20 protein-coding genes are annotated in these 21,695 nt (G+C 35.9%); 4 read left to right on the top strand and 16 right to left on the bottom strand.

Translation table 11 applies throughout. The annotated features are described in order from the left end of the window. Positions 1 to 8: 8 nt before the first annotated feature. The 8 genes from fliD to EZV73_RS07670 form a co-directional block, all read right to left on the bottom strand. Positions 9 to 1,871, bottom strand: a complete 1,863-nt coding sequence (gene fliD / locus EZV73_RS07705) for a flagellar filament capping protein FliD (RefSeq protein ID WP_240839677.1) — start codon at positions 1,869 to 1,871, stop codon at positions 9 to 11. Between the two features lie 10 nt (positions 1,872 to 1,881). Next, positions 1,882 to 2,556 (bottom strand): response regulator transcription factor, encoded by a 675-nt coding sequence (locus tag EZV73_RS07700; RefSeq protein WP_240839676.1) that lies wholly within the window; start codon positions 2,554 to 2,556, stop codon positions 1,882 to 1,884. 130 nt (positions 2,557 to 2,686) lie between these two features. After that, complete coding sequence (gene flgL, locus EZV73_RS07695; RefSeq protein ID WP_240839675.1) at positions 2,687 to 3,718, bottom strand: flagellar hook-associated protein FlgL; 1,032 nt, start codon at positions 3,716 to 3,718, stop codon at positions 2,687 to 2,689. 1 nt (position 3,719) lies between these two features. Further along, positions 3,720 to 5,144, bottom strand: coding sequence for a flagellar hook-associated protein FlgK (gene flgK / locus EZV73_RS07690; RefSeq protein WP_240839674.1), 1,425 nt, complete (start codon positions 5,142 to 5,144; stop codon positions 3,720 to 3,722). A 4-nt stretch (positions 5,145 to 5,148) separates the two neighbouring features. Next, positions 5,149 to 6,528 (bottom strand): flagellar hook-associated protein FlgK, encoded by a 1,380-nt coding sequence (gene flgK / locus EZV73_RS07685; RefSeq protein ID WP_240839673.1) that lies wholly within the window; start codon positions 6,526 to 6,528, stop codon positions 5,149 to 5,151. 2 nt (positions 6,529 to 6,530) lie between these two features. Next, positions 6,531 to 7,868, bottom strand: a complete 1,338-nt coding sequence (locus EZV73_RS07680) for a flagellar hook protein FlgE (RefSeq protein ID WP_240839672.1) — start codon at positions 7,866 to 7,868, stop codon at positions 6,531 to 6,533. Continuing rightward, positions 7,865 to 8,278 carry a flagellar hook capping FlgD N-terminal domain-containing protein gene (locus EZV73_RS07675; RefSeq protein ID WP_240839671.1) on the bottom strand — a complete coding sequence of 138 codons (414 nt, stop codon included), beginning with the start codon at positions 8,276 to 8,278 and terminating at the stop codon, positions 7,865 to 7,867. The genes EZV73_RS07680 and EZV73_RS07675 overlap by 4 nt, the downstream gene beginning before the upstream one ends. Positions 8,279 to 8,430: 152 nt before the next feature. Next, positions 8,431 to 8,853, bottom strand: coding sequence for a hypothetical protein (locus tag EZV73_RS07670; RefSeq protein WP_240839670.1), 423 nt, complete (start codon positions 8,851 to 8,853; stop codon positions 8,431 to 8,433). A gap of 381 nt (positions 8,854 to 9,234) precedes the next feature. On the opposite strand from EZV73_RS07670, the gene EZV73_RS07665 reads away from it, so the two are divergent. Next, entirely contained in the window at positions 9,235 to 9,966 is a 732-nt protein-coding gene (locus EZV73_RS07665) for a type II toxin-antitoxin system prevent-host-death family antitoxin (protein WP_240839669.1), read from the top strand. Between the two features lie 45 nt (positions 9,967 to 10,011). Here the strand turns inward: EZV73_RS07665 and EZV73_RS07660 are convergent, their stop codons facing one another. The 3 genes from EZV73_RS07660 to EZV73_RS07650 are packed head-to-tail and all read right to left on the bottom strand — an operon-like array spanning position 10,012 to position 13,149. Beyond that, positions 10,012 to 10,560 (bottom strand): TetR/AcrR family transcriptional regulator, encoded by a 549-nt coding sequence (locus EZV73_RS07660; RefSeq protein WP_240839668.1) that lies wholly within the window; start codon positions 10,558 to 10,560, stop codon positions 10,012 to 10,014. A gap of 19 nt (positions 10,561 to 10,579) precedes the next feature. After that, complete coding sequence (locus EZV73_RS07655; protein WP_240839667.1) at positions 10,580 to 11,845, bottom strand: MFS transporter; 1,266 nt, start codon at positions 11,843 to 11,845, stop codon at positions 10,580 to 10,582. Between the two features lie 8 nt (positions 11,846 to 11,853). Continuing rightward, complete coding sequence (locus EZV73_RS07650; RefSeq protein ID WP_240839666.1) at positions 11,854 to 13,149, bottom strand: amidohydrolase family protein; 1,296 nt, start codon at positions 13,147 to 13,149, stop codon at positions 11,854 to 11,856. A 169-nt stretch (positions 13,150 to 13,318) separates the two neighbouring features. Between EZV73_RS07650 and EZV73_RS07645 the strand changes: the two genes are divergently transcribed. The 3 genes from EZV73_RS07645 to EZV73_RS07635 all read left to right on the top strand — a co-directional run bounded on the left by EZV73_RS07645 (position 13,319) and on the right by EZV73_RS07635 (position 16,312). After that, positions 13,319 to 14,797, top strand: coding sequence for a methyl-accepting chemotaxis protein (locus EZV73_RS07645; RefSeq protein WP_240839665.1), 1,479 nt, complete (start codon positions 13,319 to 13,321; stop codon positions 14,795 to 14,797). 80 nt (positions 14,798 to 14,877) lie between these two features. Then, positions 14,878 to 15,459: a TetR/AcrR family transcriptional regulator gene (locus EZV73_RS07640; protein WP_240839664.1), complete on the top strand. Its 582-nt coding sequence runs from the start codon at positions 14,878 to 14,880 to the stop codon at positions 15,457 to 15,459. Between the two features lie 7 nt (positions 15,460 to 15,466). Continuing rightward, a complete protein-coding gene (locus EZV73_RS07635; RefSeq protein ID WP_240839663.1) occupies positions 15,467 to 16,312 on the top strand; it encodes a hypothetical protein in 846 nt (281 codons plus the stop codon). Between the two features lie 437 nt (positions 16,313 to 16,749). Here EZV73_RS07635 and EZV73_RS07630 read toward each other — a convergent pair whose 3' ends face one another. The 5 genes from EZV73_RS07630 to EZV73_RS07610 are packed head-to-tail and all read right to left on the bottom strand — an operon-like array spanning position 16,750 to position 21,691. Beyond that, the gene (locus EZV73_RS07630; protein WP_240839662.1) at positions 16,750 to 18,258 is read right to left on the bottom strand and encodes a cell wall metabolism sensor histidine kinase WalK; all 1,509 of its coding nucleotides are present in this window, start codon (positions 18,256 to 18,258) and stop codon (positions 16,750 to 16,752) included. 48 nt (positions 18,259 to 18,306) lie between these two features. Then, a complete protein-coding gene (locus tag EZV73_RS07625) occupies positions 18,307 to 18,585 on the bottom strand; it encodes a hypothetical protein (RefSeq protein WP_240839661.1) in 279 nt (92 codons plus the stop codon). Positions 18,586 to 18,607: 22 nt separating this feature from the next. Continuing rightward, positions 18,608 to 19,441 carry an Rpn family recombination-promoting nuclease/putative transposase gene (locus EZV73_RS07620; protein ID WP_240839660.1) on the bottom strand — a complete coding sequence of 278 codons (834 nt, stop codon included), beginning with the start codon at positions 19,439 to 19,441 and terminating at the stop codon, positions 18,608 to 18,610. A gap of 59 nt (positions 19,442 to 19,500) precedes the next feature. Continuing rightward, positions 19,501 to 20,187, bottom strand: a complete 687-nt coding sequence (locus tag EZV73_RS07615; RefSeq protein WP_240839659.1) for a response regulator transcription factor — start codon at positions 20,185 to 20,187, stop codon at positions 19,501 to 19,503. Then, positions 20,165 to 21,691: a cell wall metabolism sensor histidine kinase WalK gene (locus EZV73_RS07610; RefSeq protein ID WP_240839658.1), complete on the bottom strand. Its 1,527-nt coding sequence runs from the start codon at positions 21,689 to 21,691 to the stop codon at positions 20,165 to 20,167. Before EZV73_RS07610 ends, EZV73_RS07615 begins: the two co-directional genes overlap by 23 nt. Positions 21,692 to 21,695: the final 4 nt, after the last annotated feature.

The raw sequence follows: 21,695 nt of genomic DNA, 5'->3' as shown, positions 1-21,695 counted from the left end.
TACACCACCTACACAAACCAAGACTGTATCATCTGAAGTTGACTGTTCATACTCGATATATAAGTTTCCATGGCAGAGAACTCCATATAATAGTTGGTTTCCTTTTCTTCTAGGTCTTCTTCCATCCGAAGTAGATTGTCTTCCATACCCTGAAGTTGCTGATACATGGTACTGTTTAGTTCGGAGTAATCATCTTTATAGCCGCACTTTTCTATAAGTATACCCTTATTACCCATTGAATCAGATGTGGAAGAAATATATTTTTCAGTCACATCATAAAGCCTATACATCAGGCCTTCTTCACTTTGTCTTACTGCTTTTTCATCACTCGTCAGACTCCTGGCAGATGTTGTTCCAGGGTAAGATTCAGAAGGTTTTGTAAAAAGTTCTACAATTTCATCTGAAGAGGTTTCGATGGCTGATTTTAACTTGTCTTCATCAATTACAAGTTTGCTGCCACTTTCATATCCATCTGTTGTAATACCAATTTCGGCAAGGGTCAAAGAACAGCCTTCCACAGGCATATATAATGCTCGCCTCATCTCTTCCAGCATATCCTCTAACAGGTCATCGCTATCTAATAGTCCAACTTTTGCCTGCGATTCCCATAATTCGATTTCTTCATCCGACATAGATTCCTTTTGAGCATAAGTCAAGGGTTTGTAATCATAGTCCCTTTCCTCTTTGAGTGTATCCTGAAAATCCGTGACCATGGTATTGTAGTCATCTACAAACTTAACAATTGTATCAAAGAGTTGATCTGAATCAAAGGAAATGTCCACATCCACAGAACCAACTTCAGTCACAGAAAAAACAACGCCATCCGTTTCAAAAGTATTTTCACTCCTTACAAGTTTTTCGCCATCTACATAACAAGTAAGGTCCTGCCCAGCTTGAACTGTTGTCATTGAAAATGCATCCAACAGGTTGCTGCCTGTTTCAGAAAAACTCAGCGTCTTACCAGAACCCGTCTGGTTTGTTTCTATCATAATTTCATCACTGAGTGCATTGTAAGTCATTTTTACATCCGCTTTTTCCGAAATGGTTTTCATGACATAGTCCAATGAAGCGTCTTCTGAAAACTCTAAGTCCACACCGTTGATCTTCATATTGACCATACCATCCTCATCAAAAGTCATTGGTGTTTTAAGGTTCAAATCCTTCAGACTATCTGTAACATCCAATCGGTTGGACACCTTGTCTGTCACAAAACCCAAGGCGGTCAAATCCCCCTCTAAAATGAGTTCATGACATCCGCTGTCCGTTGCAGTATCAAATCCAAGCTTTCCACCATTTTCTTCCACTAATATTTTTCCACTACCAAACGCCTCATCCATTACCAATTGAATATCATTAAGGCTTATATCAGTTGAACCGTCCATGTCCATGATGGTCACCTCTTTTTCATAGCCATCCAATGTCACCGTTATCATTTGATTGTCAAGGCCACCGTAATCCACTGTATTTGCAGCATTTATGCTGGCTGAAACACTTTGATCACTTGATGCAACCGCAGATGTCGCAAGCTGGTCAACCTCAAGACTGTAATGACTATTAGAAATATTCGAATTAGTGACGACAGCACTTACACCATCTGATGAATAGACATAATTATAAGACTCATATGTACTAGAGCTTAACATGTTGGTACTCGGATTTAAAAAATCAAAGTAGGTCGTCTGAAAATCCGAAATTGTGCCAGCAGATTCCTGATAAGCTTCTAGTTGCCATTCATAATACTGCTTTTCAATCTCATAGTTGTCGTATGGGATTCTCTCTGCATCCATGAGTTCTTTGACCATTGTATCCACATCCATCCCGGATGCCATGCCTGTTATATAATTCCCGCTTGAACCGCCACTGATATACATCTATGCCTCCTTAAACACATGCACGATAACCAAAGCCGTAAATCGTTTCTATTCTTAACTGATCCATTTTCTTTCTGAGTCGTCTTACCAAATCATCAACCACACGGTCGTTGCAATATTCACTCATGCCCCATATGTTGTTGAGTATTTGTTCTCTAGAAAGGGCTTGTCCAGAATTTCTTGCGAAAAGTGTTAGAAGATCAAATTCTTTAGAAGTTAAGTGGACTGGATCTATAGATCCTTTAACTCTTCTGGTTCCTTCATTGATAACATAGTCTTGTAGTCTAAGAACTTCATACCTTTCAGGTTGAAAAAGTGGTGTATAAGATCTATCCATTAACCTCAAAGACTTAATGATTAACTCCTTAGGCGAAAATGGTTTTTCTAATATATCGTCCACACCAAGCTCTAAGGTCATCAATCTGTCAGAAGAATCTACATTAGACGAAACCAAAATAACTGGTGTTTTTGGATTATGTAATTTAATCATATGAATCACTTCAAACTTCATCAAATCAATGCGTTCTAAATCAAAGATCCATAAAGAAGGTGATTCATGTACACACAACTTAGCTCTATCCATATTTGGTAGTAACTTAAGATTCCATCCTTCCTTTTGAACATATAAAGCCACAATTCGGCTCATGGTCTCATCCTTTGAAACCAAATAAACAGTATAATTCATTATTCCCCCCATAACTACAGGTTAACTAGCTCCTTCTATACCTGCATGAGTCTGAAATCCATTTCAATTATTATAGATAGCATATCAAACAAATTTTATGAAAATGTGTATGAAATGTGTGAAATTATGTTTATCCAATAAAATCTACTAGGGAAGGCATGATTATTTTAGAGCCTGCCGATAAAGAAGCACTATAAACAGTCTCTGCATTTGCAAGATACATAGACACCTGAGCTATATCTGCATCTTCATTGGAAGAAAGCAATGCTGTATAGGTATAATGATCTTGATTGAGTCTATTGAGTGACATATTGACGTATCCAGATTTTGCTCCCACCTCTGCTTTTGTAGAACGTACAGCCTCCAAAGAATCATCAATCTCACCTATTAAATCCGAAAGATCTAATGTTTTTTCAACAACCACACCATTTTCTACGACTTTATAGGTCTCTTTTCCTTCTAGGGCCATCGCTATCTTATCCACGACTGAAAAAACAGAAGATTCTCCCACACCAAAGAGCTCATGGCCTTCTACATTGACATCAACCTCCGAATTCTCACCAATATGGTAAATCATATTTTCTGAGGAGCTGTCATCTAAAATGGCCTCACCGGCATGTAAAGTATATAATGCTTCTATATCAGCATCTGACATAGACGCATCATAAGGACCTTCCAAATTTATATAGCCATCGTTATACATCAAAAGATTGTCAGAATCATGAGTAAACGGCTGCGATCCGATGTTGTAGCCACCAAATAAAGATTCTCCTGCATAGGTGGCATTACCCACTTCTAATAGCTGTTCCTGAATTTCACCAATTTCTGATAAAATAGCCAAACGATCTTCATCTGATAAGGTTTCATTTGCAGCTTGTACTGTTAACTCCCTTGTTTTTTCTAATAACTCTTCGACACTGTTGATGGACGATTCAGTCACACTCAACCTTGAAACTGCATCATTTGCATTGGCTTGATACTGCTCTATCTCCATAAGGTATGATGTATACTTAATTGACTTAGCAGCACCCACTGGATTTTGTGATGCCTCATTAAATGATTTGCCAGTAGACATCTGATTATACATGTCATTCATATTGGTCAAATTCTTCTGTAAATTATAATTCATGGTCTTTATCATCATTGAACTGGTTACTCGCACATTAACCTCCTAGCTGAGATATGGTTGTCGCAATGATTTCGCTCCATATATTCATCATTTTAGCTGTAGCATCATAGATCTGTTGTTGATATACAAGGGTGGTCATTTCCTCATCTATGGATACACCAGAGATTGACATCCTGTTCAAATCAATTTGCATGCACAAACTTCCCGTGCCTTCCACCTGATTGTTTGCATAGGACGTTTCTGAACGAAGTTCCGTTGACAGCTTACTGATGTAATCTTTATAAGAAGCTTCAGAAAATGCATCCGGATCATTTAAGGCATCAATCATAGAAAATAGGTTCTCAACATTTCCTGCCTCACCAGGACTAGAAGACATGGCAAGTTTTTCAGGATGCTCTAGTAAATCATCTGATAATGAAATGGTCATTGCATCTGTTTTATTTGGATCAAACATCGGGATGCCTGTAGAACCATCTAGACCATAACCCGATTCATGAACAGCATTCATATTTGAAACAAGTGTTTCTGTAAACTCATCCAGAGATTTCATGTAATAAGGAATCCCTTTATACTCAGAATCATTCATTAAGTCCATATGCCCCTTTAGACTCCCACTAGCGGGTTCGTAGACTTGTCCTCCAGACCAAGCTAATTCAACATTTCTGATGCCATCGACAGTTACTTCCTTGGCATGAATCGTTTGATAATCTCCTTCATTAACCAAAAGGTTATTGTCGCAAATAATGTTATAACTTGTGATGTTTTCACCATCCACACTTCCCACAACAACTTCAGAAACTGTGATATCCATCATGGAAGAGAGTTCATCCACCAATAAGTTTCTTTGATCTATCAAAACACTTGCATTGCCACCACTTAAAGAGAGATTTAAGATTTCGTCATTTAGCCCAGCTATTTCAGCAGAGATTTGATTGATTTGATTGACTTCGTAAAAGATTTCCTCTTCAACACTGGTTTGCATATCATAAAGTTGTTTTGCAGTGTTGTTTAAGGTGTCACACAATGCTATGACATCTTGAATAACAGCTGTAGATGGTGCCGAACTTTGAGGTTCTGTTGATAAAGCTTCCATTGAAGTCAAAAGGCTATCTAACTGACTGACAATGCCGGTTTCATCTAGTTCCCCTAAGATTGTTTCCATCTGGTTTAATCCGTCTGATTTTACCTGCCACTCACCATAAGAGGGCATGGACTCCCAATATCTTAAATCCAAATACTTAGATCGTTCCTGCTCTATGCTCATTGCATCAGGATTGATAACTACTACCATACCACCATCAGATAATGTGGTCGTATAACCTGGATTCTGATTAACCGCCTGTTTGGTGTAACCTACAGTGTCTGCATTACTGATATTATTGTTTGTTGTATATAAGTTGGTCTGAGATGTATAAAGACCTGTAGAGCAAAGTGAAATACCTCCAAAAGTTGATGCCATCATATCACCCCAATTCTCTAATTAAGTTTTCTAAAAGTTCATCTACTGTGTTCATCACATTGATGTTGGCATTGTAGGCTTGCTGAAACATCATCATGTTTGCCATTTCTTCATCAACAGATACCGACGAAACAGCACTCAACTGAGTTTCAAGTTGCAAACTGAGTGTTTGCTGGTTTTCATATTCAAACTGTGCATCCGATGAAATGATTCCAAGCCACTGAGTATAAGCAGCAATATATTGATCTATGGTGACTTCTTCATCCCCCGATGTGATAAAGGATTCATTTTGAACAAGAGATATCTCATCTGCTAAAGTGCCATCACCAAGCTCTCCAGTCACAGAAGCTCCTATCTTATTGAAGTCAGACAAGTCTGGATTGACTTGTAGATTGCCAATTTCAAAGGCTTCATTCGGATTAATCGCTACAAAGAAGTCTAGACCAGTAGAACCATCTAATCCAGTTCCAGAAGCATGTAATTCATTGACTTTGTCAATTACTTGCATCATGCCATCGTTGATAACACCCTTCACTTCTGGTAATGTATTGTACAAAAGATCGTTTAATGCACCAAGCGAACCTCCTTGATTATCAAAGGCTTGTCCATTAGCCCATTCTGCTTCAGGAAGACCATTAGGTGGTTTACTCACACATGCAATTTCATATGCTGAATTTCCCCCAACTAATATGCCATTTTTGGTCGTCACATCGACCGTTCCGTCATGCTGATACGTAAATGTACATGTAACAAGCTTAGATAGGTCATCTAAAAGCATATCCTGATAATCTAAAAGCTCATTTGGTGGGTCCACTGAAGATGCGATTTTTGCATTCACATTTGCAAGCTCATTCGACAAGCTGTTGATGCTTGATACGGTGTTCTGAATTTCCATAATCACAGAATCTTCAATGGCGTCGAGTTGATGATCATATTGGTTTAAAGTGTCTACAAAAGAAACACCACTCTCATAAACCAAAGCACGCGCAGCCTGGTCAGATGGACTCTTAGCCAGTTCCTCCCATGCATTAAAAAATTCGTCTGTGGAAGTCTGCATATTGTAACCGTACAAATCTCCAAAGGCTGTTTCCACTTCATAAAGATAATTCTTTGTGGTTTCAAAGTAAGAGAGTTCATTGTATCCAGCCCTGCAGTTTTCCCTTAAAAATTGATCATTGACACGTCTTACTTGGCCGATTTTCACACCGTAACCCGCACTAGAAAGTGTATATGATTGAGGCGGATTTATAGATGTATGAATGGCCTGTTGTCTTGTATAACCTTTTGTAGATGCATTGGTCATATTATTGGTTGTTACAGTTAAGGATGCCTGACTTGCAGAAACACCGCTATAAGAAGTATATAAACTGGAATTTAGACTCATAACTACCTCTTAAGATTGATCAGTTCTTGTAAAAGTTCATCCACAGTAGAGATAATCGATGACGAAGCCTGGTAGCCACGCTGGGCAACAATCAATTCACTGTATTCACGAGATAAGTCCACATTGGACATCTCAAGTGTGCCGACACTTAACTGACCAGTACCACCCGTTCCTGCTGGATTTCCAGTTGTAAAGTCACCTGAGTTCGGTGTTGCAGCATATAGGTTGGAACCTGTCTTTTGAAGACCTGCAGGATTATCGAAATTAGCTAAAGACAGTATGCCAAGTGGATGCTGCTCGCCATTTGAATAAGTTCCCATAACCACGCCATTGGCATCAATAGAAAAGTTTAGTAAAGAACCTGCTGCATTACCATCTACATAAGTCGGTTGAACATTGGATTCAGCACCATACATGGTAAGACCTGAAAAATCCATATTAAAAGAAAACTCACTCGCCCCTGTTGTAGCACCAGGGTCCAAAGTAACAGAGTTTTCAACAGGAAAATCAGTGTCATCTGTGACCAATTGCCCCTCAGAATCAAATTTAAGGTAGCCTGAGCTTAACTCATTACCATCTTCGTCGACAGTCTTATAATAGTAAGACGTTTCTATATCACCATCACCATTCACTTCAGAGTAGCACTCATAAAACTCTGTATTGACTTGATAAGCAGCACCTAAAGAATCGTAAACTGTCATTGGCATGATATAATCAGCTTCTAAATCGCCAGTTCCAATATCAAGCATACCAACACCTTGAGCTTCATTGGCAGCATTTAAGTTACCTGCTAATGTCGCTTTGGTTGTAACAGATGGTGATACTGTGGAAGAAGATTCACCACCGATATTGTAGATGTTAATCGGTTCAGGCTCTGTAGATGTTGTAAAAACATAAGAACCGTCTGGTTGAATTTCTGTCTCTTGCCAACCACATACCTGATAACCATCAGCTGTCACTAAGTTGCCGTAAGAATCAATGCCGAAGTTGCCTGCACGTGTGAAGTTATACTCACCATTTGGATTTTTCACTACGAAGTAACCATCTCCACTGATGGCCATATCTGTTGGATTACCTGTATACTGTAAAGAACCCATGGTGTTTATGGTCGTCATAGATGCCACTGTCACACCTAAACCTACCTGCTTAGGGTCCATTCCCCCCACTGATTCAGTTGGAGCGGTTGCAGCATTAACCGTCTGATACATGGTATCTTGGAAAGTGACTGTTTGATACTTATAACCTATTGTAGAAGCATTTGCTATATTATTTGATATCACATCTATCTTGGTTTGATTAGAAGACAGTGACGAAACTCCTGTATAAAGTGAAGACATCATGACGAAACCTCCTCTGAAGGTTCACCAGCACTAATAACTAACAGAGAGTTGTACTGAACACCATCTACTTCTAAATAGTTAACGCCATTTTTCATAGATACAGAATCAACAATACCTGTTACGGTCGTCCCATCCGCATTATTAATGGTCACTTCTTTTCCCATTAAGCCAAATGCATACATGGTATTAATGGAATTGTTCATGCTCTGCATTTCTTCTAATGCAGAAAACTCTGCCATCTGGGCTATATAGTCATTGTTATCCATGGGTTCCATAGGATTTTGGTTCTGCAGCTGTGTGATCATCAGATCCATAAAGTCTTGTGAATTCAGTGTTGATGGGTCATTGACCGGTTTTGTATTGGTCGGTTGAATTATATAATCGTTTGAAATATTAGTTACATTACTCATAATCGCCTCCTTGTTTTAATACAAGTTTACGAATCAATTATGAAAATTCTGCCTTAAAATCTATGAAATCTGTGATAAAGTATGTGAAATCATGAAGAAAAAATGAGAATAATATGCATAAAAAAAGAAAACCCAAAGGATTTTCTTAAAACTTAAACTGTATAACGGCCATGCCAAGATTCTGGAAATGACAGCTTATTACCATAAACAAACCTAATAAGCTGACCATGATGTTGTATTTCATGTTCTAGAAGGTCCAGAAGATACTCTAGTTGATTGTCTTTTAAATCTAAGGCCATCATTTCTAAGGCAGACTTATTGGTCCTTTCTAAAGAAGCCAGTACCTGATTTTTATTTTTTGTATCTTTTAAGGAGCATGAAAAACCAGACCACTGACCTAACTCAACTGCTTTTAAATAAGATTCTCTCGCACCAATTATGCACCAAGCCTGTTCTCCAATGCTATTAGAAGGTAAACTTCCTAAACGAAGTCCCAGTGCTTCTTGATCCAAATGATCAATTAAGTCATAAGTCAACTGAAATGCTCTTTCTACTCTTTTTTTTAACATATCCATAACAAGTCCCTTTCTCCATGTGGACAAGGTTTAAAATATCTTATTTATCCACATAACTATTCACTTTACACCATACATTCAAGTCCATTAATGCTTTCATTTAACTAAATGGTTATTTATATTCAATACTCTATAGCTTCAGCTATAATTGATCCAATCATGATAAACATCAAACACAAAATTGAACATAATACTTATACAAAATACTTATACCTGCAAAAGCCAAGGTAAAACTTTTATACATATATTATAGCGCATAATCGTCTTTAACTACTTTATAAAAGAGTTACACACCAAACAAGCCATTTTTATATCAATTATAGCTTATTTAATTTTACAAACAGCTGTTTTGGATATACAATTGAGCTAAGGAGGTGTTTTATGAGAGTACCGTCAACAAAATTTAAAAACGCATTTGGCAAGTATCTAAATGTAGCATTAGAAGGCAACGAGGTCATCATTACTAAAAATGGAAAAGGTGTCGCCAAACTTAAAAGATACACTGAAGTGTATCCATCATCAATAAAGGAAGAAGCTGCAGATTATTTTGTGAATAAACGCATTTCCTATGAAGAATTTCAAAAGATATGTGAAAACTCAGATGCAAGATACGAATTAATTGATGGTGTCATCTATCTTCTTGCAGCACCAAGTCATAGTCATCAGATAGCAGTTACTGAACTACTGGTTCAGTTATATCGGTATTTTGAAGATAAATCGTGTACCGCTTTAACATCACCATATGATGTAAAACTCTACAATGATTCTGAATGCTTTAAAGATGATCCAAACGTAGTACAGCCTGATCTGTTAGTCATTTGTGATCAAGAAAACATCATCAATAATAGATACGAAGGCATCCCTACACTTGTCATTGAAGTATTATCACCTTCTACTCGAAGAAAAGATATTTACATCAAATCTCAGTTATATGCAAAATCAGGTGTAAAGGAGTATTGGATTGTTGATTTAAAAGCACAAAGTATTTTACAATATGATCTTACATTAGAAGAAACAACTTTTGCAAAGGTTCATGAGTTTGGACAATCATTTAATTCTTTTTACTTCAAGGATTTGATCATTCATACAGATAAACTATTAAACCTATCCTGATGGATAGGTTTATTAGGCTAAAAGTATTTCAATATCACACAACTTTCAATCAGATACATTTTTTCGATCTAAGAGAAATAATATATAGTCGTCTATGGTTTCTTTTCCCCTTAAAAGTATATCGTCATCACAATAAGAGACTATCCACTCATAAATAAGTCCTTTTATCAGTTGCGATAAAGAGTTTACTGCTAGGTCGACAAGCTCTTCACTAAAATGCTTGATAATAAAAGGTTCAATGAGGACCTGTATATGGTCCTTGCATGCTTCTTTCTCATAAAATAACTTTGAAACAAAAAAGGCCTTAACTAAAATCTTGTTCTGTATAATCACTTCTATAAGTTGGTGACAAACTTGGTTTAAGCCACTAAGATTCACTTGCTGACACGTTACATCAAAATTCATTTCATGTGTCATCTCTTCAAAAAGTTCTTCTATAATCTCATCTTTTGACTTGTAGTAGATGTAGAAGGTGCCAACAGAGATACCCGCTGATTCGCATATCTTTCTAATGGTGATGGACATGTAATCTTTGTTTTTTAACATCTTAAGGGTTGTATCGTAAATCAATGCTTTTTTACAACTTGTACCCATGGTCACCTCTACATTCTAATTAAGCAATCTTTCTTAACTTGCCTTCTGCCTTTAGCTTCTTTTGAAGATTTGTACCAGATGTCATAGCGATATGACCAAAGATGACAGCAATAACAAAACCTATTAAGGCAAACTGATACAACTTTGCAAAACCTAACTGGTCAATTAAAACACCAGAAGCAACAACACCTACTGCCGTACAAAGACTTGATATCACCTTACTAACGGCCTGTATTTGAGGAAATGTTTCATCACCATAGAATCTAGCATAGGCAATAGCCGTCATAATTTGTGTATAAGCCAAACCACCACCAGAGAAAATCATATAAACAAACTTCATAGTTGGATTTATCGGTAAAAGAAGTAGCGATACAATGGCTATGATACCAGAGATTCCCCAAATGATGTTGGATTTCTTTAGACCTAGTACATCTAATAAGATACCTACAAGGAATCTAGAGAAGAAAGAAATCACACCAAGCAAGGCAAAAAAGGATGCAATCTCAGTTGTAGTAAGTTGAATATTTGTCAAATAAGTCGTCAATTGAAGACCAATTGCCATACCAACCACATTTATCAATTGATGCATGATTTGGATAGAGAAAAATGACTTATGAAAAATCGCTTTTTTTAATGGCACACTGATGGAATCACTATGTTTCTTTTCATTAGAAACATTACCACCAAACTTGATGACACCATCTTTTTCAAGACCAAAGACCTTAGGCGATTCTTTTATTACAAGAAATCCTATCACGCCTATAACAACCATGAGTCCTGCATAAAATAAAAAGGCGAGTTTATAATCAAATCCTGCAATTAAATTAACAAGGATTGGCATGATTATTATTTGATTGATACCTACACCAGAAATAACAACAGCCATAGCTGTTCCTCTTTTCTTGTCAAACCAGTTGGTCACTAGAAGCTGACCAAACATTGGTAGGTTGGACCCGAAGAAGCCTGCTATAAATCCAAGCAAGTAAAGTCCTTGAAGGCTATCAGCCATTGACATACCAACAACTGCAGCTGCTTGGAATAATGTAAATAGCAAGACTGCTACTTTCAGATTCATCTTTGAAACAACTTTTTTATAGATGGCTGCTGAAGCAAGTGATCCCAATGTAAAGAAAGAAACAATCAGACTGACTTCAGCCTGTGTAAAGCCATGTGTGGCTGTTATAGCAGGGAAGAATACGCCTAAAGTAACCGTAAGTGTAGCACCAATTAAAAACAATCCCAAACATACAAGTGCTATATTCCATCCATAATATCTTTTTTTCATGATTCCCCCTAATCTACACCTTCAACGGTTTTGTAAGTTGGCTTTTCAATAAAGTATCCTCTTGTGACTACATGAACAGGATCCTTTATGTTGTTTAAGTCCTTTAAAGGGTTGCCTTTAAGGACAATAAAATCTGCATCCAAATCAACCTTAAGACAACCTGTAAGATGGTCTATGTCTAGTACTTCGGCATTGGCCTTGGTTGCCAGTTCAATGATTTCAAGATTGGTCAAATCTGAGTTGTCCTTATACAAGAGAAGTTCTTGATAGGTATTATAGGCGGTAACATTGGGAACTGAAACATCTGTACCCATACCAAGCTTAACACCGTACTTTAGGGCCTTCTGAAAACCATCAATACATCCTTGACTGATTCTTTCTGCATTGCCAAGCACTATTCTGTTGCCTTCGTTATCAATAAACTTTTCCTTGTTATTAACCAGTCCACCTGCAGCAGCTAAAGTTGGAATCAAAGATGTATAGCCTCTTAAGGCCTTCCTGTTATTTTTAAACATCTCGGCAATTTCTTCATCAAAATCTGCACCATGTTCAATGGTATCAACACCAGCTCTTAAAGCATCAATGATGCCTTCTGTACTCTCACAATGCGAGGCGACCATCATGTTTCTCTTATGAGCCTCTGTGCATGCAGCTTGAATTTCTTCAAAGGTCATATGCGGCATACCAGCTTCACCTACATATTTAGCATCAGATACCCCACCGGTATTACAAATTTTTATCCAGTCTGTTTTTAAGTGATAATGATGTCTCACTGCTTTGGCAAACTCGATAGGACCATCACAAACGACAGTACCCGGCATTTCACAACCATGTCCTCCTGTTGGTGTAATGATGCCACCAGAACATATTATTCTAGGGCCAACGACTTCACCCTTTTCAATAAGTTCTTTCATCATCAAGTCGTAATTCATAAAAGATCCCACATCTCTTACTGTGGTGACACCTGCATTGATAAATGCACTTGTGTTGTAGGCATAAAGTTTCTTCATCACTCTCTGACCTATACGGGTTTTTAAGAATTTCATAAACTTTGCTGCTTGTTTAGAATCCATATTTTTAACAGGTCCACCCTGTGTAAACATATGGATGTGGGCGTTGATTAGCCCTGGCATAACATACCTGCCCTTTAAATCAATGGTTTCAAGTTGTCCTAATGCAGCTTCATTTGTCCTACCAACAAAAGCCAGCTTACCTAAGCCATTAACAATGATACACCCATCTCTAATTACTTCATCAGATGCATCACCTGTAATAATATTTGCATTGATATATGCTCTTTTCATTCTTTCCTCCAGTCATTTATTTGAGTCGACTCAATTTTATTGTATATGGTCACTTCTGAAATTACAAGATATTTTTGAGTTGACTCAAAAATTCCTTTACAAGCTAAAAAACATGTGTATAATGAAAATATAAGTCAACTCATATTCTTTAGTGATAGGTGGAGGTCAAATGAGTCCAAAAAAAATAACATCCTTAAAAAAAGCCATTAAAGTAAACTACATACTTGTATTAATCTTTAATTTACTAATTGGAAGCCAAATGATGGGATTATCATTAGGTTCTCAGATGGCTACAGCTTTTTTAAACTTAATAGGGCCTTCACTCATTATCACTATCATCTACTTCATAAAAGTAGATAATAATAGACTTTATTTAAAAGCTTACTCAATCATCCTGATACCTCTACTTAATTTTTTTTATACACAGTATCAGGGTGATGTTCATTTAATCGTTGTCTTCATGCTGTTGATCTATTTTGTAATGGTTACTCTTTACTACAACAAAACACTAAGCATCATACACACTGTCATCTTCAATTTAGGATTGATTTCTATATACATAATCAATCCTCACGGTTTTCATCTTTTAGCACCTACCCCGCTGGTATTTACAATCTTAATTACCATCATAAACACCATCACACTTTTGATGTTTTTTCAGGTTTCTTGGGGTAGTAAACTCATTGTTGAAGCAGAAACACAAACACAACTTACAAATGATTCGCTTGCTAAGACTACTCAACTAAACCAAGCACTTTTGGAAACGGCCAATACATTAAACATAGAAAGCGCTTATATGGACGATGCTTTTACAGATCTTAATACCAGTAATGACAAATTGGTCCACATAGTAACAGAAGCAAATGTAGGTCTCAAAGACAGTGCTAGTCATATCACAGACCTATGGCATGCATCGTCTACAACCAAAAATATTGTAGAAATAAACTTAGCAGATATAAGACAGGTTTCTAAGGCTAATAGGGAGATTCATAAACACATCACAGATTGTATTCATGAGATAAATGATATGTCGAACAGTATTGTTACAACTAAAGACTCAGTAAGGACGGCAACTGAAACGGTCCATGCTTTAAACGCGTCCATTAAAGCCATCACTGGATCACTGGACAGAATCAAGGATATCGCAAGTCAAAGCAATCTACTTGCACTCAACGCTTCTATTGAAGCTGCACGGGCAGGTGTCCATGGTAAAGGTTTTTCAATCGTTGCTGAAGAAATTAGAAATCTTGCTGAAGAAAGTGATCAAATAGCATCTGATATTGGAGACATTTTAGAAAAAATCAACAGTCATGGTCTTGCTTCTAAAGAAAAGATAAGTTTAGGTGAGAGGGCTATTCAAGACAGTCAAGTAACTGCTAAGGCAATTGCCAGTAAGTTCAATCATATCCTCGAAAAAGCCTCTCATAACACAGAAATTTCAGAGAAGGGCTTTGAATCTATGCAAGAACTAGTGGGCAAGTATGACATTATTTATAAAGACATCGAAAGCATGACCAGCATCATTGAAGAACTGTCTGCTTCTACGTCAGAAATAGATAAAACTACCCTCTATAACAATGAAAGAATTAAAGATTTAAGCTTGAAATCAAATAAGATTAAATCTCTCAGTCAGACTTTACAGCAGTAGGCTAAGAATCACTTTTCGATTTTTCATTATTCATGTATAATCAAATTAAGTTCACTCAAAATTATGCAGACGGAGGAAACATGAAGCAAAAAAAATCAGAAATAACTAGAGAAAAAATATTTCAAGCATCCATAAAAATGTTCAGAGAAAAAGGTTACTTGGCAACGCGTACAATCGATATAACCAATGAAATAGGCATTTCACATGCATCCTTTTTTACATACTTTAAGACAAAAGAAAATATAATCATTGAACTCTTCTACAGAAGTGATCTCATGTATAAAGACTTTTTCGAAAAATCTCAAAGTCCAGATGCCATCACTCATCTTTTGAACTTCATCAAAATGCAGTTTGAGTTCTTTGAAGATAATTTTAATTATGAAATTGCATCCATTATGTACTCTACTGAGACATCTCTTAACAATAAAACAGATTACTTAATTAGCAAGGAAAGAAACACTTATAAGTTCTTAAAAGAAATTGTAAATGAAGGTATTAAAAACGAGCAGTTTATAGAAATGGATCTAGACAAGTTAACGGACATCATTCACAGAACGCAAAGAGGTATTGTCTTTGACTGGATTCTTCACAAAGGCGACTACAGCCTAGTAGATGTTGGGGAAGATACATTTAAAAACTTGTTGGATGGCATCAAGAGATAGGTGAAATATGAGACAAGCGTCTATTATGAAAGCAACTAAACTAGAACTTTATATGAACCTTCTTCTAGGCCTTATTGTTTTGATACTTGCAAAACGATTAGACGCTATCTTATTATATGCTCAGGCATCAAGCGCCTTCATCGGTGGTGCAATTGCTTACTCCAACCTAAGATTTATCAGAAAGAACCAAAGCCTAACAGACAAAGAAAAACGCTTGATCAATGGAAGAAAGGAATATTTCTTTAACATCTCCCTCTCTATTGTTCTAGTATATTTTGGTATTGTCTTTTTTAGAGAAGGGCTTCATCTTGGTCATGAAACTCACCTTGACCATATAAGTTTATTGATCATAAGTCTGGTTTCTTTTATTAAGTATTATGTAGGAAGCATGACTATAAAGGAAGCTAATGAACTAGAATCAACTTCTTTAAGAATCATAGGTCTCATCACTCGAAACGAAGCCTTTATGGGTATGGTAAATGTCATCAGTTTATCAGGCATTTTAACCAAGACAAATGCCTCCAAAATCTCTATTATCATCATGTCTCTTATTATGATCTTAACCGGGCTTAGAACCATTTCTTATCATAAGAAGGTTTTAATTGGACTTGGACTTGATGAACAAACTAAAAAAAGAATTTATACATTGTTTGAGCAATCACCTTATATAGACCATATAGATGATTTAGTTCTTAACGATTACGGCTACAAGAATAAGATTCTTACACTTAATACCTATGTAAATGACGACCTTAACATAAAGCTTTTCTGCCAAGCTTTAGATGAAATAAAAGCGCAGATTCAAGCAGTTTATGACATAGAAGTTATAACAAATATGATTATTCTAAAGTAACCCATCCAAAATAGGATGGGCTTATTACTATATTTCAAAGTGATATGATCACAAATCTACACTAATAAAATTATTGTTCAAGACAGATAAAGCGTAATAATAGTATTTTTTTCGTAGGAATAATATACTGTCACAGTACCTTTTTAGTACGAATAAAATACTCACATAGTATTTTTTTGATACGAAAATACTGTGTGAGCATCTAGTCTTTTAAGATTTTCTCTAATTTCCAAACTCATCATGAAAACCATGTTTAAAATCATTGATGATTTCTGAACTATTCATTGGTCTAAGTTCAATATCAAAGATCTGAGCTATATCGAAAAAGCTTGATTAAAATCTTTGTAATTTTCGTATTTCACTCCTTAAACTTGTAAGAAATATCTATTTTGAGGAATCAAACGTAAAAAATCTCTCCTCAAAGAAGAGAGATTTTATTATAAGGTTGGAAGTGTGATTTCAACTTCAAAGTATTCACCATAAACTGAATGAATGTTCATGGTTCCCTTATGTTTTTTAACTATGGTTTTAATAATGGATAGACCAAGTCCAGAACCTGCCTTATTAGGGTTACGTGATTCATCACCTCTTCTAAAGGATTCAATGAGTACATTAGGCTCTTCTAAATCTACACCCATACCATTGTCTCTAAAGGTTATCCTTGCATGTTTATCCACCGATACCAAGGTCACATCAATGTGAACAGGCTTTTTATCAGAGTACTTTAAAGAGTTGTTGATAAGATTCATAAAGACTCTATGAAAACGCTGAACATCTATCGACACTCTTTGGTCACTGTCATAACATTGATAATCAAGTTTAAGCTTATCTTCCTCGTAATCATACCTTAGCTCACCAAGAACATCCTTTATATAATCATTGATATTCAGTTCTGTAAAATCATATTGGTTGACGCCTATTTCAAGATCTGAATACAAGTTCAACTCACTGATCATATTATCCAACACATTCACTTTACTGATGATATTACCAACATACTTCTTCTTCTTGTCTTCATCTCTTATGAGATCATCTCTTAAGGCTTCTGCATGAGCTCTAATTGATGCCAGTGGCGTCTTGGTATCGTGAGATACTCTTGAAAAGAACTCTGTTCTTCTAAGTTCTAAGTCTTCTCTAAGCTTCTGGTTTTCCTGTAAAGATGAAGCCATATCATTGACAGCTGAATTGATGACATAAGTGAATCTTTTTTCTGGCACTTCAGGTAACCTTCTAGAAAAATCATCATTCTTATAGGACTGCATAACATCTCTTAACTCTTCTATAGGCTTTGACATTTTCTTTATGGCAACAAAAGTTCCCACTGCATTTAAAAGCATCATTACAAGTGCGACACCCATGATATTATTGCCTAAGACCTTTATAATCTCATAAGATACATTGGTGTACTTGATAAAGAAATAAACACTGCCTTTTTCACCATCAGGATATCTGAAATCAATTTGCCTTACAATTACATAGCCATTTTCCTCAGCAAGGTATTCATTGATTTCAGTTGAAAACTCTCCATAGGCTGGTAGCATGCCTAAATTGACATTCTTAAACTCTTCTTGTAAGACTTTCAAATCATCATTTGTAATGGTATTTAAGGCGTCCAACTTGTCACCACGTCTGATTAATATCATTGCACTATGGTTACCACGATTACCTAAAAGAGCATCCACTTCTTCAGTGATGTTTTCATGGTTCTCAAAGTCTGGCGACTCAGCTACCCATACACTAATTTCTCTTGAAATTTGTTCAAAAGTAGAGTTACCAAAGGTTCTCATTGGATCAAAGCCACCATCAAACACACTAAACACATTGGCACCATATTGAATATACAAAAATAAAAAGAACAATATAGCAGGAATTAAAAGCGATCCCAACCATATTACAAATGTCCTCCATATAAATCTACTACCAAATCTTACTTTAAAATTCTTCATCAGATCTCCCACTACAAGTAAACCACAAAAACCGCTTGATGAAGCGGTTTATAAATCATTATCTTTAATTAGTTCTTTAATCTTATCCAGTGACAGATTCAGCACTCTTGCAATTTCTTCAAGAGATAAATTAATCTCTAACATACCTTTAATAGCACGAATCTCAGTCTTTCTCACACCTTTTGCTTCTGCACCGGCTATATTAGAATTATAGTCACTCAAATACTTTGCACGACTTTCTGCTATCAAGCGAATTTCTTCATCAGAAGAAAGTTCCTCTAGTTTCTCTGATGTCTTTAAGATATCCTTATCCTTTTTTGATAACATTCTAATCACCTCATCATTAAGATTACTCATCAGACTTCACAATAAGCTCTTTAACCTCATCTACTGACAAATTAACCATCTTTGAAATATCTTTCAGAGACACGTTCATAGAAACCATTCTCTTTATGATTTCCATTTTTTCCTCAAACCTTCCTTTTGCTTCTGCACCAGCAATATTAGAATTATAGTCACTCAAATACTTTGCACGACTTTCTGCAATCAAACGAATTTCTTCATCAGAAGAGAGTTCCTCTAGTTTCTTTGAAGCTTTTAGGATATCCTTATTCTTTTTTGATAACATTCTAATCACCTCATCATCATCAGCTTTAATGAACTCCAACCACTCTTTTAACACAATATTTTCATTGGCATCAGTCTTAATTTTAGTCAGATCTAGAAAATGTATTTCCATAACTTCAAGAAAATCTGTTATGTCAAATCGTTCTTCTTTTAACCTGAACCTGTAATGACATGCTTCTATACCAAATACATTATAATCACAGATATTAATAGTCACTGCTTTATTGAGACTTTTATAGTCTTGTCCTTTTTCAAAGCCTTCTATGTACAACTTGGACAAATAATAGAAGGTCCTCTTATTTAAATTATACTCATTTTTTAACTGTATTTCAATGTTCAAGCGACTGCCATCAGCTAGATTAGCCCTAACATCTACAAAACACTGTTTATCGTTTATAAGTCTCTTTTCTAAATTAAGACCCTTAAGAATTTCTAATGAATCAATGTCTTCATCTAAAACATACTTAAGAAAGCTTATGAGTACGTCTTCAGAACCTGGTTCACCAAATAACTTCTTAAACACAAAATCATTTTTGACAGATAAAAATTGACGCATGAATACACCTCCTAAATGGAAGTATATTCCAAAATTATGCATATGTCAATATTTGTAATTCACTTGCTCATTTTATAACCAACACCCCAAACCGTCATGATGTACTCTGGTTTAGATGGATCAAACTCCAACTTTTCTCTTAAGTTTCTTATATGAACAGCAATGGTAGGTATGCCTTGATCTGAATCATAGCCCCAAACTCTTTGGAAGATTTCTTCTTTTGTAAAGATCTTATTTGGTGTTTTTGCTAAGAGAATTAAAAGCTCATACTCTATTTTCGTCAGGTCAATCAACTTGCCATTCATAAAGACTTCTCTACTGTCCATATTGATATGAAGGCCCCTTATCTCTAAAAAGGATGCCTTTGAATCCATGACACTTAAGGATTCATATCTTAAGATATGAGCTTTAGCTCTAGCTACTAACTCGGCTGGACTAAATGGTTTGGTTACGTAATCATCTATTCTTAAGCTAAAGCCCCTTACCTTATCCACTTCAGCATTCTTAGCTGTTACCATCATGATTGGTGTATTTTTTGTTTCTCGTATTTTTTTAGCAATATCAAAGCCACCTATGTCTGGTAACATGACATCTAATATATACAAATCAAAGTCTTTTTCAAGAGCAAGTTTAAGACCCAGTCTACCATTTGAAACCAGTTCTACTTCAAAACCTGCTAATTCAAAATAATCCTTTTCTACTTCGCCGATTGTTACATCATCTTCAATGATTAGAACCCGTTTCAAAGTAACCTCCTTTAAGTGGTAGTTGAATCATCACTTTAAAGTAATGACCATACTCACTAAATAACTCAACACTACCCTCATGTTTTTCTACAATGGACTTGACTATAGAAAGTCCAAGTCCTGATCCTGCATTGTTAGGATCTCTTGATACATCACCTCTTACAAATGACTCTAAGAGTTTATTAGGATCCTTTATGTCTACACCCACACCATCATCTAATAAAACAATGACTGCATGAGTCCTCGTATACTCTAAGCTTATTTTAACATTTAAACCATCACGCTTACCATACTTATAGGCATTTGATATCAAATTGACCATGACTCTGTGAAATCTGTTGACATCTAGATAGATATCATGTGATTCTTTACATGATTCATAAGTCAAGCGATCACTAAAGTCATATTTCATTTCATCAATCAAGTCACCTAAGAATGAATTTAAGTTAACACGTGTGAAGAGATATTGATTGATACCCGCTTCTAGGTTTGAATAAACACTGAGCTCATTAATCATATTATCTAGAGACTCAACCTTACTCAAAATATTACTGGCATACTTGGTTTGTTTTTCATCTTTAACAAGACCATCTCTAATGGCTTCTGCATGTGCCTTAATAGAAGCTAGAGGCGTTTTTGTATCATGAGATATCCTTGCTAAAAACTCTCTTCTTACATTTTCGGTGGCCTCTTTTTTCTTTTGATTAGACTCTAGCTCTCTAGCCATATCATTAACAGACGTGTTGATTGCAGAAATGATATGATGGTTATGATTTTCTTCCAGTCTAACAGAAAAGTCATCCTTCTTGTAAGAAGCCATGGCTTCTTTTAAATCGTTGATCGGTTTTGTCGATTTCTTTATAATAATCATGGCAATCAAGCCATTAAGAATTAACATGATACCTATGACAAACATTATGTTATCACCAATGACTTTTATCACATGATATGGGATGTTAGAATACTTGATGAACATGTATACGGTACCTTCAGAACCATCTGCATAATAAAAATCTATTTGACGAAGCAATACATAGCCTGTTAACTCCAGTATTTGTCTATTGGTTTCTATACTGTTTTCACCAAACTCAGGTAAAATATTACGCTCGAGTTCAGAGAAGTCCTCCGTCACTCTCTCAACTTCTTCATCACTCAGTGGGATTAGAGACCTTATTTGATCTCCTTTTCTTTCAAACAAAAGCCCTTTGTGATTTTTGACCAGGTAAGAATTGTTCTCTAAAAACTCATCAAGCTCTGGATGGACCCCATAAACAGGGTCACCCAGAGTCCAAAGATTGATTTCTCGACTGATACGCTCAGAAGCCGTATAGCCATTTATTTGCCATATCTCAAGGTCATTGGAAAATATCTGAACAATAGAGTCGCCGTACTGAACAAATAAGAATAGAAAGAATATAAGAAATGGTACAATCAGTGATGAAAACCACATTATAAAACCTCTTAATAGTAATGAATTTCTAAATAGTCCTTTGACCTTTAACATAAAC

Origin of the sequence: Acidaminobacter sp. JC074 (assembly GCF_022496765.1) — a bacterium.
Lineage (GTDB): Bacteria > Bacillota > Clostridia > Peptostreptococcales > Acidaminobacteraceae > JABXKX01.
The sequence above is the reverse complement of the archived record's forward strand: the minus strand, read 5'-3'. Positions and strand labels throughout refer to the sequence as shown.